Genomic DNA, 14,796 nt, shown 5'->3' on the forward strand with positions numbered 1-14,796 from the left:
CGCCAAGCACCACATCTTCTAGTTTGATCTTTTCTATCAAGGCTTACGCGGCCTTAAAAGATAGCGTCTTGTAGCCAGATAAATCGACTGGTTTGTCGAATATTTCCAACAGTACAACTTTATCTTCGACATACTTCACGATTGCCGCGTGTTTGACTGGTCCGTATCCACGAATTTCACCCGGTAAGTGGGCCAAGGCGACCGCCGCTGTTAGATTCATCTTGCTGATTTTACTGCAGAGTTTTTCGATCATCGAGAAGTAGTCGACAATCAAACGACGTTCACTGGCACGCTCCTCGGTATAACCGAAAGGATCGAAACGCGTAGCGCGCAACCCGCGACACTTTGCCAACACCGCAAACGCAGAAAATATCCACGGGCCAAAGCGACGTTTCTTAGGTCGTCCCGTAGCCGGATCAATACCCGAAATCAACGGCGGCGATAGCCATACCGAGAGTTTGTCCGTAGTCGAAAATTGCTTTGCCAGCGACGCCCTGAAATCTGGTGCGGCATAAAGACGCGCTACTTCGTACTCATCTTTATACGCCATCAAACGGAATGCCTGCTCGGCGACTGCCGTGGCAAATGCTTCCGAATCGTTGCCCAGACGCTGTTCCGCCTGACGCGCTTGCATAACCAGATTGCGATACCGTCGCGCATAATCACCGCCTTGATAGGCAATAAGTTCATTTGCAAAAAAATCGACCGTTCCTTCAAAGTCTTTCGGGCGAATAGCAGCGGTATTGAGGTCAACCTCTGGCGCATCGATTTTATCCAGCGTTTCTAGACTAGCCGCAGCAATGCGCCCCCAAGCCAACGCGCTTTTGTTCATTCCCACCGCCGCACCGTTGAGTTCAATCGCCCGTGTCAACGCTTCCAGCGACAAAGGGACCAGACCAGACTGCCACGCATAACCCAGCATCAGCGTATGGGCGGCGACGGTATCACCAAATAAAGTTTGTGCCAAAGTACTGGCATTGAATGTATAAAAGCGATCCGTAACGGTACGGTTACGCACGCGTTCGAGCATCTCGTCCACCGGCAAACTGGCATCGCGTTGAGACACGACATCGGCCGTCTGTGTCTGCCCCAGGTTGACGATTGCAGCCGTGCGATGGACAGCAAAACGCGCCAGGTTATCGGCCGCAGCGGCCACTACTAAATCGGTCCCGATAAGCAGATCGACTGCGCCCACACCAATCCGCACTGCGCTGATCTCTTCGGCCATTGTCGCAATCCGTATCTGGCTGACTACCGCGCCGTTCTTTTGTGCCAGACCGGTAAAGTCGAGCACGCTCGCCCCTTTACCTTCAATATGCGCAGCCGCGCCCAACAACGCGCCCAACGTCAGTACGCCAGTACCGCCGATACCGGTCACATACACGTTATAAGGACCGTCGAGTAACGGTACGTTGACTGCTGGCAATGAAAGAATTGTCTGTGCCTCCAGTTCTTGCAAACGTTTAGGGTCGGGCTTGCGCAATTGCACACCGTCAATTTCGACAAAGCTTGGGCAAAAACCTTTGACGCAGGAGAAGTCTTTGTTGCAGGCGCTCTGATTGATTTCGCGCTTGCGGCCGAAATCAGTTTCCAGCGGTTGCACCGCGATGCAGTTCGATTGCACCGAGCAATCGCCACACCCTTCGCACACGCGAGGATTGATGAATAAACGCTTGTCCGGATCAGGAAAAGCACCGCGTTTACGACGCCGGCGCTTTTCCGACGCACAGGTTTGCTCATAGACAATGGCACTGACACCCGCAACTTCGCGCAATTTGCGCTGTACTTCATCCAACGCATCACGATGATAAATGTCCACGCCTTTTGCCAGTTCGGGATTACCTTCCCATCGTTCTGGATCGTCCGAGACAAATGCAATCGTCTCCACGCCTTCAGCCTGCAACTGACGCGTAATACGCAGCGGGTCCATTGACCCTTCCGCAGTTTGCCCGCCGGTCATCGCCACCGCGTCGTTGTACAGAATTTTGTAGGTAATATTGGTTTTTGCCGCCAGCGCAGCGCGAATAGCGAGCAAGCCAGAATGTTGATATGTACCATCGCCCAGATTCTGAAACACATGTGATGTCGCCGAGAACGGCGCCGCACCAACCCATTGCGCACCCTCGCCGCCCATCTGGCTGAAGGTAGTGGTTTTTAATTTTGGATCAGATAATGCCATCACATGGCAACCGATACCACCACCAGAAATTGAACCATCAGGCGTTTTGGTCGAAGTATTGTGCGGACAACCCGAGCAAAAATACGGGCGACGAATCGGAATCACTGTGCGTTGTGGCGGCAACAAACGGGCTTCCAGTGCGGCTAGCCGGGTGTGAAGTATCGGTGCTTTGTCGCCGATGCGCGCCACCAGCGCACGCGCCAGCATCAATGGCGTAAATTCAGAGATTTCCGGCAACAACGGTTTGCCGACCTGATCGGTCTTACCGACGACACAAGGACGCTTTCCACTGGTTTCATGAAATAGCGCTTCCTTAATCTGGGCCTCGACGATGGCGCGCTTTTCTTCGACAACGAAGATTTCTTCGCGCCCGTCAACAAACGCTTTCATGCCGACCGTTTCCAGCGGCCAACTCATCGCCACCTTATAAATCGCAATGCCGAGCGCCGTTAAATCCGCGGCTTTTAGGCCTAAATCTTCCACCGCCTGCATCACATCCTGATGCGCCTTGCCGACCGTCACAATACCTAACCAGCCGCCTTGCGTCGTCACAATAGTGCGGTCGAGTTTGTTAGCGCGGGCCCACGCCAACGCGGCAGGCAGTCTTTCATTGATCAGTCGCCGCTCAAGCTCAGCTCGCTCACCCGGCCACGCAATGCTTGGATCCCAGTTCAAACCGTGCGCTGGCACAATGAAGTCCTCCGGCGTCACGTAATGTGGCAATGGCGGCAATTTAAGTGATCCAGCGGTTTCGACCACTTCAGCGATCGTCTTCAGGCACACCCACAAACCCGAAAAGCGCGACAACGCAATGCCCGCCAGACCGAATTCAAGAATTTCAGCCAGGTTAGATGGTTGTAAAACGGGAATCGACGCCGCAGAAAATATGCCGTCAGTCTGATGCGGATACATCGATGATTGCGCCGAATGATCGTCACCCGATACCGCCAGCACGCCACCCAGAGCCGAAGTCCCCAGCATATTGGCGGAGCGAAACACGTCGCCGGTACGGTCAACCCCCGGTCCTTTGCCGTACCAAACACCGAAAACGCCATCGACTTTGGTCTCGCCATACGCTTTATGCATTTGCGCGCCCCACAAAGCGGTCGCGGCTAAATCTTCATTAAGACCAGGCTGGAACACAATATCGTGCGCCGCAAGCGCCTTGGAGGCTTTCCATAGTTGCAGATCGTAAGTGCCAAGTGGAGAACCGCGATAACCCGACACCAGACCGGCGGTATTCAAACCCCGCGCACGATCCAGCATTCTCTGCATCATCGGCAAGCGCACCAGCGCCTGTGTTCCGGTGAGATAAATACGGCCATCCGTGCGCGTATAAACATCTTCAGCAGAATACGTCAGATCAACTTGTGTCATACAATCTCCACACTTTTTATAGTCAGAAAAGTATAGGTCTCAACTGCTAGCAATTGGGACCAAAAAGGACTACGTTAACTGTAGTTATTAAAGTGTTTCGACTAACAAAGTGACATTTAATAGTTCAATAAAAATGAAAATAGACAAATTCGACGTCAAAATACTCAATATTCTGGCAAATGATGGGCGAATTAGCTGGCGCGAGTTGGCCGATGCAATTGGTTTGTCTCTAACACCGACTTTACGCCGCGTGCGTTTGCTGGAAGAAAGAGGCTATATTCAGGGCTATATAGCCCGATTGGATGAGACAAGACTAGGCGGGGGATTGGTGGTATTTGTGTCAGTCGCTATGGACAAACAGGCGCTTGAAGCGCTGAACCATTTTGAAGAGAGAATTGCGCTGGTGCCGGAAGTAATGAGTTGCTTCCTGATGACGGGCGATGCAGATTATCTGTTACGCGTGGTGGTCAAGGATTTGCACAATTACCAAGCATTCTTGACCAACACCCTTACCCGTATTCCGGGCGTGGCGCATATCAAATCGAGCTTTGCACTGAAAACCGTTTTGATGAGAAATGCACCGCCGCTTTAATGAACGCCTGAACGCAATGCGGTATTGATGATAGTGCCGCCTTGCTGATAGTGAAGTTGGGATTGCACTATTTTGATGCCGTGAACAGCGTCAACAAACCGCCCAAAAACAAGCATCCGGCAAGCATATAAACGCCGCTGTCGAGCGTACCGGTAATCCCTTTGACCCAACCTATCAGCGTCGGCCCGACAAAGCCAGACAGATTACCGAATGAGTTGATCAACGCAATCCCGGCCGCCGCACCCGCGCCGCCAAGATAGGCAGTCGGCAGACTCCAGAAAATCGGCAGCACGCTTAAGATCCCCATTGTTGCAATCGACATGCCCATTAAAGCGATCGGTACGTTGGCGCTAAACTTCACGCTGATGATAAATCCGATGGTTCCGATGACGGCCGGGACGAAGATGTGCCAGCGCCGCTCACCACGGCGATCCGCGCTGCGGGCGATCAATAACATAGGTATTACACCAGCCGCCCATGGCAATGCGCTGAGCAGGCCAATGTCGAGCGCGTCTTTTACGCCAGCGGCCTTGATGATGGTTGGCAACCAGAAGCTAATACCGTACAGAGAGAACACGAACAGAAAATAAATCAGGCTTAGCAACCAGGTACGGGCACTCCCAAAAGCCTTGCCTGTGCCCGAATGGGTCTTAGTCGCTTCTTCTTTTTGCATGAGGGCGATGACTTCGCGTTTTTCTAATTCGGTAAGCCACTTGGCATCTGCAACGTTGTCATCCAGATAGCGAAACAGAAAAAATCCTGCAATCACGGTAGGAAGGCCTTCGATCAAAAACATCCATTGCCATCCTGAAAGTCCCCCGATACCGTGGGTATCGCGCAAAATCCAACCAGACAGCGGACCACCGATCAGACCGGATAAAGGAAGTGCCAACAGGAATAACGATGTAGCACGTCCGCGTCGGTCAGCTGGATACCAGCGGGTGAGGTAATAAATGATGCCCGGGAAAAAGCCCGCTTCGGCCACGCCCAGCAAAAAGCGCAAAACATAAAATGAGGTAGCACCCTGAACGAACATCATCGCCGCCGACAGAAGGCCCCAAGTCACTAAAATACGCGCCAGCCAACGTCGTGGGCCGACTTTATGCATGATGATATTGCTGGGTACTTCAAAGAAAAAATAGCCGATGAAGAATACACCGGCACCAAGTCCATACACAGCATCGGTAAAATGCAGCTCGCCGAGCATCTGCAGTTTGGCGAAACCGATGTTGACGCGATCCAGATACGACAGGATGTAGCAGAATAAAAGAAACGGGATCAGGCGCAAGCTAATTTTTTTGTATATTTGGTCGATGCCAGTCGACGCGTTAAATCGCACGCCCTCGGCAGTGGTGTCATTCATTTTTTGTCTCCGACTTGTTTATCCGGTTTGAACCGGTTTTAATAGTGTGTTATTTTAAAGCTGCGAAATTAACGTTAAAAAGCTGCCGTGAACTACCTTCCAAAAAATCTATTCTTATTCTGCTAACGCAGTTTTCCGTTGAAATCGGCATTGACCAAAGAGGAATGAATCCTCGTTCGCCCCTTGGCAATCGCTGATCTTTGCCGCCTGAACATTACTTCAGTTCAAATATTTTGCCGGGATTCATCAAATTCAGTGGGTCCAGCGCGCGCTTGATCGCACGCATCACATCTAACGCATCGTCACCGTGCTCGGTTTTTAGAAAATCCATTTTGTGCATGCCGATTCCGTGTTCGCCAGTACAAGTGCCACCCACGGCAAGAGCGCGCTCAACGATATTGGCGTTGATGCGCTCTGCTTCTATCCGCTCTTCCGGCTTATTCGGATCAATCAGGATAATGACGTGGAAGTTGCCGTCACCCACATGGCCCACGATCGGGCAAGGGAGCGATGAGGCCTGCAAATCCACATCCGTCGCCATCACACATTCAGCCAGACGCGAAATCGGTACGCAAACGTCAGTGACCACAGCCTGACAACCAGGCTTGAGTTGTAACGCAGCAAAGTAGGCGTTATGCCGTGCGTTCCATAGCTTCTTGCGATCTTCAGGTTGCGTTGCCCATTCGAACTGATGGCCGCCGTGTTCTGCAGCAATCTGCTGAACAGTCTCGGCCTGTTCCTTGACGCCATTTTCGCTACCGTGGAATTCGAAAAAAAGTGTCGGCATTTCTGCCAATTCGAGTTTGTCGTGCCGGTTAATCGCCTTAATCGACAACGCATCGACGAACTCGACCCGCGCAATCGGCACGCCCATCTGGATCGTTTCGATCACCGTCTGCACCGCATCCGCAATCGTAGGAAAAGCGCACACGGCGGCCGAAATCGCTTCCGGCTGCGGATAAACGCGTAGCGTGATCTCGGTGATGATACCAAGCGTGCCTTCACTGCCGATATACACGCGGGTCAGATCGTAACCAGCCGAGGATTTCTTTGCCCTTGTTCCGGTATGGATAATCTTGCCTTCGGGCGTCACCACGGTCAGGGCCAGCACATTTTCCCGCATGGTCTGGTAACGCACCGCATTGGTACCCGACGCGCGCGTGGCGCACATACCGCCGATAGACGCATCAGCGCCCGGATCAATCGGAAAGAACAGGCCGGTATGTTTGATTTCTTCGTTCAATTGCTTCCGCAAAACACCTGCCTGCACGGTCACCGTCAAGTCATCGGCATGCACTGCAACGACGGCGTTCATACCGCTAAGGTCAAGACTGAGACCGCCGTACGGTGCCAGAACATGTCCTTCAATCGACGTTCCTGCGCCAAATGGAATCAGCGGAACACGGTGTTCGTGACACAACTGCATGACGGCCGCCGCCTCTTCCGTGGTTTTGACAAAGGCTACGGCGTCCGGGGCGATGATACCGAACGGCGATTCGTCCTTGCCGTGATGTTCGCGCACGGGCAGCGACAGTGTAAATCGCGCACCAAGCAAGACGGTCATCGCTTCGTAAAATGGCACGGGAAGAATTCGAGCGCTCAAAGGCGCAATTTTTGGCAGGGCTGTCATGGGGCATCTCCGTTATGTTGCAGAGCCGAACTCTGGCGGTTCTAAGGCTAATCTACTGGTAAGTATGAATCGGAAATCAGGTTACTGTGGAAACAAGAGCCAGTGGTAATATCGATTGCATATCCTTCGTTCTCGTTTCCAGATGGCTGCGAATTGAATACCATTAAGGATGACATAAGCAGGGTGGCATAAGAGTGCCATGAGAGTGACATAAGCGATACAGAACATTGACAATAAAACAAATAATTCGTCATCAACATTATGTCGGTGTCGGCAGCGGAGATAACTTAGTTGGAAATCAGGCAAATCAAATATTTCCTCGCCGTGGTCGACAGTGGCAGCGTCTCGCGTGCGGCCCGACGATTGTTCGTGGCCCAGTCGGCACTCAGCAAACAAATCTCGGATCTGGAAATCGATCTTGACGTCAAATTGTTGCATCGCAGTCGCAGCGGCGTGTTTCCGACCGAAAGCGGCAAGGTGTTCTATGAATACGGACAAGCTATTCTGAAACAGATAGGCGATGCCCGTGAAGCTGTCCATTTTTCAAGCGAAGCCATCGTCGGTAATGTCGTCATGGGTGTACCGCAAAGTGTCTCGGCGGCGCTGGCGTTACCGCTGATTAACGCGGTGCAGGCACAATTACCAAACGTATCCCTGCATATTAATGAAGAACTAACCGGGAATCTGCTGGAACAACTGTGGCAAGGCCGCGTTGATCTGGCGGTCTTTACGTCTAACATCCAGTTACAGGGCTTCTCCTTCACACCGATTGCGCAAGAGGATTTTTATCTGGTCAAGCCCGCCAAAGGCCCAAAGTCCAAAACATGTGAAGAAGGTGACGTATCGCTGCAAGAAGCGCTTTCCGGGCAACTGATGCTGTCGGGCTTGCAACACAGCCACTGTATCCGCAGTATCATCGAAGAAACGGTGGTCAGACTAGGTATGCAAATGCCGTCCTTGTTTGCCGAAATCAACTCGGTACACATTCTCAAAATCGCAGTTGAAGCAGGTCAGGGCAATACCATCATGCCGCTTGCACTCGTGCAGCAAGAAGTGACGCAGGGAAGACTGAAAGCCAAACGAATCGATCCGACCCAGATCTCGCGCACCTTGGGAATTTGCACGTCGAACAACATTCCTGCGACTAACGCGAAACGGGCAGTGGCGCAATTGATTGCACGCCTGGTTGGCGAGCTGTGCGCGAGTGGGAAGTGGCCATCGCTGCGGATGAGCAATCTGAAGGATGGCGCACTTTAGTATCTATCCCGCACGAAGTCGTTCAGCACTGAAGTCGAGCGCGTTGCCAATATACTGGCAGTCACAGTCCCTGCATTGTCAAATATATACTGAAGATCCTATCTTCTACTTCATAAGTCGTTTTACGCGTTATTGATGAACGTTCTCGATGCACTTCAGTGAGAAGCCAATCCCCTCAAAAATTGAGAAGAGATAGCCGATGGCGGCGTGGCTGAGATTTGGCAAGGAATGGAATAGGAATGCCAAAACAGTAACGGCCTTTTGCTTACCGTTCCAATTACTTAAATCGCTCGAGTTATTGGTCTTTCTTGAAGAATTTTCGCTGTATTCTCACCAACCCCAAAAAGTGTAACGCCCAAATTGTATCAGGCGTTTTTATCAACATTTTTTGCAACCATTCGAGAAGTTTAAGTGAACAAAATTAATATCAAATTACTCCTATTTTCAGTCGCGCTATTGATGGGCACAACTGCCTATTCCATGACTAAAGCCCCTGAAATTCAAGCACCCATAAGTGAAAAACAACTGCCAGTTAAGTGGAAGACCAAAACAATTTCCAATCTTTCTGATCATATTTCTGAGTTAAAGACGTCAGACAAAAAACTATCACTGGAAAATATTACCTACGTTTCTGAAGGTAAGTCACTCACCGTCACCGATACGCTAACTGATACAGCGACACTTGGTTTGCTCGTGCTCAAGCAAGATCAGGTATTGCATGAGGAGTATTTCGGAAATAGCACCCAGAAAACGCTCTTCCCATCCTACTCGATCAATAAATCGATCACGTCTGCGATGGTTGGTATTGCCTTGCATGATGGCACTATTCGATCGATTGACGATAGCGTGGCACAATACGCGCCCGTATTAGCCTCTTCGAGTTACAAAGACGTCTCGTTGCGCCATTTGCTACAAATGTCGAGCGGGATAAAATTTAACGAAGGCTATGGCTTTGACGCAGATTATAAATGGATGATCACTTATCTTGGATGGCCTCCTAATACGCTGGATGGCTACATCGCAGGACGTGGACATATTGAAAATTTTGTGCCTGGCACATACTGGCATTACATCGGTATGGATCCTGCGGCATTGGCAACCGTGCTACGCGGTGCGACGGGTATGTCGATGAGTGACTACATGCAAGAAAAATTGTGGACACCAGCGGGCATGGAAAGTATCGCCACATTAGAAACTGACCGTCATGGTCTTGAGATGGGTTTTTGCTGTACCAACATGACGCTACGCGACTTCGCCCGCTTCGGAAAAATTTACGCAAATCAAGGAAAAATTGGCGGTGTACAAATTGTGCCTGCGGCTTGGGTGAAAGAATCAACAACCCCTACTGACTATCGCTGCGGAAAATATGAGGATAAGGCGATCACTCCTGACGAGCCATGCTTAACCGCCGAAGGCGGTCGTGCCAACCCCGCGCAGGACAAAAGTGCCGATTCACCTAATACCATCATCGGTTACGGCTATATGTGGTGGGTGCCAAAAGATGGGAAAGAGGACTTTATAGCGGTCGGATTAAAGGGCCAATTTATCTATGTCGACCCAAAGAAAAATCTGGTGATCGCCAAAGTTAGTAATGATCTGAACCTCGATAAAAAAGGATACACAGATCAGATGCTGGCGATGTTTCGCGCCATTGGCGAAAAGGTTGAATAATATTTTCCAGACGTAGAATGCCAAATCCGCTGGATTGCTGCAGCTTTGGTTTATAAGGCTGCAGCAGATTTGGTCCCGCCTCTCTTCACTCTGCACTCTCAACTAGCGCAAAAAATCAGAAATAGTGGAAAGTGCAAATTCTGCGACCTGCCTGACGCGGCCTGTTTTATCTTTCTTTCCGTTGTATCTGCAATCGGATTCAGTTCTGTTGCCGCTGGCGTCAACTACAGTGCTTTAGACGTCGATTGATTCACAATTGGCAGCGCCCGCAGACGCTTTTCCATCGCATTAACATTACATTGACGGCCTCTGATACTAACTTCTTTATACGCGGTTGACCGATACCAGCCGTTTTCTGGCTAATGCCACAATGCACACATCTGCATAGAAATCTCGATGGCGTGGGCACTTATCTTAGATCGCTGTCAGCTGAACCATTACCTATTAATAAAATAAATAAACGCCTGATTTCGGCGTTGACAAACACAACTTTGATTCCTAAAATTTAATAGTACTGCGCCAGTTGGGCGTAGTTTACCCACACCAACTCTGCACTTGCGCGGCGACCAAATTATATTTTGACTGATAATGAGGAGGCGCATCATGGCAGTCGATCAAGAACGACTTCAGACTTTTATGGGGCGCATGGTGGGCGAGTTCGGCGCCGTCGCATCAGCGGCGCTGATATTGCTCGGTGACAAACTTGGTTTGTACCAGGCAATGGCAGGGCGCGGTCCCATGACTTCCTCCGAGCTTGCCACGCGCACCGGCATGACCGAGCGCTATCTGCGCGAATGGTTATCAGCACAGGCCGCAGCCGGGTTCGTTGAGTACCAATCATCTAGCCAAACGTATGAACTACCCGCTGAACAGGCACTCTGTTTCGCTGACGAGACCAGCCCTGTCTTCATTCCTGGGTTCTTTCAGGTTTGCGAATCCATGTTTAATGATTTACCGTTAATCGAAGAAGCCTTTCGGACAGGTAAAGGCGTAGGCTGGCATCAGCATAGTCATGCACTTTTCCACGGAACCGAACGTTTTTTCCGTCCCGGTTATGCAGCCAATCTGATCAGCACATGGATACCGGCGCTGGACGGCGTGGATGCAAAACTAAAAGCCGGTGCATCAGTTGCAGATGTCGGTTGTGGGCATGGCTCCTCAACGATATTGATGGCGCAAGCTTATCCCCAATCCACCTTTGTCGGCTTTGATTACCATGAGCCATCAATTCAGTATGCCCGTCGCGCTGCAGAAAAAGCCGAGGTTACCGATAGAGTCAGATTTGAAGTAGCTGCCGCAAAAGATTTTCCGGGGCGCGACTACGAACTGGTGACTTTTTTCGATTGTTTGCACGACATGGGAGATCCAATCGGTGCCGCCGAGCACGTCCGTCAATCACTCAAACCGGATGGCACATGGATGATTGTGGAACCGTTTGCGAATGATAGAACAGAAGATAATCTTAATCCGGTCGGGCGCATTTTCTACGCTGCATCGACTTTGATTTGCACGCCCGCATCGCTATCGCAGGACGGTCAAATGGGTCTCGGTGCGCAAGCCGGAGAAAAGCGCTTAAAAGACGTTGTCGTCAAAGGTGGATTCCGTCATTTCCGTCGTGCCACCGAGACGCCGTTCAACTTAATATTGGAAGCGAGGCCCTGAGAAGCTATCCGTGATCTAAAACCTCATCCAACTAAGCATCACGCACATTGTCAGCAGATAGTTCAGTGTTAAATCGTGACCACTCGGACCGTTTTGCACTCGGATTCTGGCAGGCAATTGCGGTGGGGCCGTAAGTGCTGTAGTCGAGCGCGATGCGGCTATTTGATCCTCGTTAAAGGAGTTCACCATGACACGTAAATACATCGATTGCCGCGAATATCCAAGCGACTCAAACTGCTCGGTAGCGATTTCGGCGGACAATGATAAAGAACTGTTAGAAGCAGCGGTCCAGCATGCCGTCAGCGTGCATGGTCATGAGGATTCGCCTGAGTTACGGGGCCAGATTAGCCAGTTATTTAAGGAGGGCACGCCTCCGTTAGAAATTCGAAAAGATGCAGTGGCCGGTTAAAGGGTGCTGATTCAAGGATTCAATATAAACTAGCGGCGACTAGCGGGTTGCGCGGTTGTTTTACAACACTGGACTATCAGGGTGTTTATTAAAGATTGTAAATGAGGTAAATGCAAACCAAATCACATTCACCATCAAGGTTAGTGCTGGTGCGGTTGTCTTTGAATTTGACTTACCCCGACATTGGCGCTGACAATGTCGGGGTAAGTCAAAAACAAATTCAAATATAACCGCAACCGCCTTTAAAGTTTATGTAATTCAGTTTGTATGAACGTCATCAAAAAAACTTATATGCAAACAGGCACGAAAGACTGGTAATGCATGAATCGGCAGCATCGCCACCGACTCAATCTTCCTTATTACCTGACAATCACATTCCCAGATAATTCTACTTTTGCACATCAGCCGTCAAGATAAATCATTACCTCAAGATGATCAAGCCTTTGTCAATTGATCCGCGATTGGTAACGTCCGCAGACGTTTTCCCATGGCATTGAAGATTGCATTGACGACCGCTGGCGCTACCGGCGGCACACCCGGTTCACCGACACCGCTTGGCTTTTCAGTTGAACCCACAATAAACACCTCAATTTTAGGCATCTCATTGATGCGTAAAACCTGATAGTTGTGGAAATTGGATTGCTCAACCACCCCGTCCTTGAGTGTGATCGCGCCATGCAAGGCAGCGGCCAGACCAAAGCCGATACCACCTTCTATCTGCGCCTTGATGACGTCGGGATTCACTGCAACACCGCAATCGACCGCGCAAATAATACGATCAACCTTGAAAGTTCCATCTGCCTTAACGGTGATTTCGGCGACTTGAGCGACGAATGTATTGAAGGATTCGTGCACCGCCAATCCACGACCGCGACGCTCACCTTTTGCGCCCGGAGCTAATGGTTTTGACCATCCGGCCTGACGCGCCGCCAATTGCAACACGCCGCTGTGACGCGGGTGTTTGGCTAACATCGCCAGTCGAAACGCCAGTGGATCTTTACCGGCAGCAACGGCTGCTTCATCCATCAGGCCTTCTGATGAAAAAGCACTGTGCGTGTGACCGACTGAACGGAACCATTGTATCGGAACGCCAACATCCGTCGGCGTATATAGCTCAACCTGAAGATTCGGCACATCATAAGGCAGATCCGCTTGCCCTTCGACTGAGGTCGGATCAATACCGTCTTTGATCACACCCGCAAACGCAGAACCTTCCATGATTGATTGACCGGCCATTCTTACATGCCATGCCGACAAGCGCCCTTGCGCGTCCAGCGCCAGCCGTGCACGGTGCACATTGATCGGTCGGTAATAACCACCACGCGTATCGTCTTCTCGCATCCAGACCATTTTGACCGGTCCTTTGACGCCTTGCGCGCGTGCCGACTTGGCGATGGAGACTGCTTCCACTACATAGTCGCTATGCGGATTGGCGCGTCGACCAAAACTGCCGCCTGCATATAGCTGATTGATCTTGATCTTGTCGGCTGGCATGTTCAAAAACTTGGCAACTGAACCCTGATCGATGGTCTGAAATTGTTCGCCGTTCCATATCTCGCAAGTGCTTTCACCAAGCTGTACCAGACAGTTCAGCGGTTCCATGGCGGCATGCGCAAGAAACGGCACTGCGTAGTCCGCTTCGATCAGGGTCGCTGGCTTGACCAATGCGGCGTCAACGTCGCCAACTTTGCGCGCAACGAGACCCGGTTTTTCCAATGCAGCACGATACTGCGTCAGAATTTCGGGCGAACCTTTTTTATAAGCGTGAGTTTCATCCCACTCTACTTCGAGCGCATCGCGTCCCTGGCGGGCGGCCCAGGTATTGGTTGCCAGCACTGCGACACCGGCAAAGCTGCGCGCCGTGCCTGCAAACTGGACCACCTCGACCACACCGGGAATGGCCTTGGCCTTGGTTGCATTGACGCTTTTAACCGTCGCTCCAAAGCGGACCGGATGCAATGGTACCGCCACCAACATGCCGGGCAACTTGATATCCTGCGTAAACATTGCGGTGCCATTGGTCTTGGCAAAGCTATCAAGGCGCGGCAATTTGGCGTTGCCGACTAACTTGAATTCCTTCGGCGCTTTCAATTTGACGTCGGTTGGGACCGGCTGTGCCGCCGCCGCTGCCGCTAATTCTCCAAAACCGGCTTTGCGACCAGATGCGGCATGATGCACCACGCTCTTGCTGACGGTAATACTGGCTGGCGCGACTTTCCATTTGGCCGCCGCTGCTGACACCAGCATTGCACGCGCTGTCGCGCCGGCCTTACGCATTTGCTCGTAGGAGTTGGCGATCGAACTACTGCCGCCAGTACCCTGAATACCCCATCCCAGATTCTGATAAAGCTTGACGTCAGCTGGTGCGCCTTCGACGTGGACTTTGCTCCAGTCTGCGTCCAGTTCTTCCGCAATCAGACTTGCCAAACCGGTATAAATACCTTGTCCCATTTCCAGATGTTTAGCCAGAATGGTGATGCTGCCATCGTTGCCGATCTGCACAAAGGCATTCGGTTCGAACGCAGCGGTGGTTCCCTGTGTGCCGGTGGCAGCCATCAAAGAACCTAAATGCAAGCCCAATACCAGACCGCCGGAGGCTTGCATGAAGCGTCGACGGCTGACACCGCGACTAAGACCTCGACTAACATTAGTGATG

At 51.2% G+C, this 14,796-nt stretch carries 9 protein-coding genes; 5 read left to right on the top strand and 4 right to left on the bottom strand.

Going from position 1 to position 14,796, the window contains the following annotated elements; all coding sequences use genetic code 11:
• Nucleotides 1-43: 43 nt before the first annotated feature.
• Nucleotides 44-3,556 carry an indolepyruvate ferredoxin oxidoreductase family protein gene (locus ACXX82_RS09560; RefSeq protein ID WP_458562814.1) on the bottom strand — a complete coding sequence of 1,171 codons (3,513 nt, stop codon included), beginning with the start codon at nucleotides 3,554-3,556 and terminating at the stop codon, nucleotides 44-46.
• 133 nt (nucleotides 3,557-3,689) lie between these two features.
• On the opposite strand from ACXX82_RS09560, the gene ACXX82_RS09565 reads away from it, so the two are divergent.
• Nucleotides 3,690-4,148, top strand: a complete 459-nt coding sequence (locus ACXX82_RS09565) for an Lrp/AsnC family transcriptional regulator (RefSeq protein ID WP_322234012.1) — start codon at nucleotides 3,690-3,692, stop codon at nucleotides 4,146-4,148.
• A gap of 67 nt (nucleotides 4,149-4,215) precedes the next feature.
• On the opposite strand, the gene ACXX82_RS09570 is transcribed toward ACXX82_RS09565, so the two are convergent.
• Both ACXX82_RS09570 and ACXX82_RS09575 read right to left on the bottom strand, forming a co-directional pair.
• The gene (locus tag ACXX82_RS09570) at nucleotides 4,216-5,511 is read right to left on the bottom strand and encodes an MFS transporter (RefSeq protein ID WP_458562815.1); all 1,296 of its coding nucleotides are present in this window, start codon (nucleotides 5,509-5,511) and stop codon (nucleotides 4,216-4,218) included.
• Between the two features lie 214 nt (nucleotides 5,512-5,725).
• A complete protein-coding gene (locus tag ACXX82_RS09575; protein WP_458562816.1) occupies nucleotides 5,726-7,141 on the bottom strand; it encodes an FAD-linked oxidase C-terminal domain-containing protein in 1,416 nt (471 codons plus the stop codon).
• A gap of 291 nt (nucleotides 7,142-7,432) precedes the next feature.
• Between ACXX82_RS09575 and ACXX82_RS09580 the strand changes: the two genes are divergently transcribed.
• The 4 genes from ACXX82_RS09580 to ACXX82_RS09595 all read left to right on the top strand — a co-directional run bounded on the left by ACXX82_RS09580 (nucleotide 7,433) and on the right by ACXX82_RS09595 (nucleotide 12,140).
• On the top strand, nucleotides 7,433-8,398 hold the full coding sequence (locus ACXX82_RS09580; RefSeq protein WP_458562817.1) for a LysR family transcriptional regulator: 966 nt from the start codon (nucleotides 7,433-7,435) through the stop codon (nucleotides 8,396-8,398).
• A 411-nt stretch (nucleotides 8,399-8,809) separates the two neighbouring features.
• Complete coding sequence (locus tag ACXX82_RS09585; RefSeq protein WP_323506128.1) at nucleotides 8,810-10,069, top strand: serine hydrolase domain-containing protein; 1,260 nt, start codon at nucleotides 8,810-8,812, stop codon at nucleotides 10,067-10,069.
• Nucleotides 10,070-10,672: 603 nt separating this feature from the next.
• Entirely contained in the window at nucleotides 10,673-11,731 is a 1,059-nt protein-coding gene (locus ACXX82_RS09590; protein ID WP_323506127.1) for a class I SAM-dependent methyltransferase, read from the top strand.
• Nucleotides 11,732-11,918: 187 nt separating this feature from the next.
• The gene (locus tag ACXX82_RS09595; protein WP_322234026.1) at nucleotides 11,919-12,140 is read left to right on the top strand and encodes a DUF1059 domain-containing protein; all 222 of its coding nucleotides are present in this window, start codon (nucleotides 11,919-11,921) and stop codon (nucleotides 12,138-12,140) included.
• Between the two features lie 435 nt (nucleotides 12,141-12,575).
• Here ACXX82_RS09595 and ACXX82_RS09600 read toward each other — a convergent pair whose 3' ends face one another.
• Nucleotides 12,576-14,744 carry a xanthine dehydrogenase family protein molybdopterin-binding subunit gene (locus ACXX82_RS09600; protein WP_458563978.1) on the bottom strand — a complete coding sequence of 723 codons (2,169 nt, stop codon included), beginning with the start codon at nucleotides 14,742-14,744 and terminating at the stop codon, nucleotides 12,576-12,578.
• Nucleotides 14,745-14,796: the final 52 nt, after the last annotated feature.

It is taken from the genome of Glaciimonas sp. GNP009 (assembly GCF_054343755.1).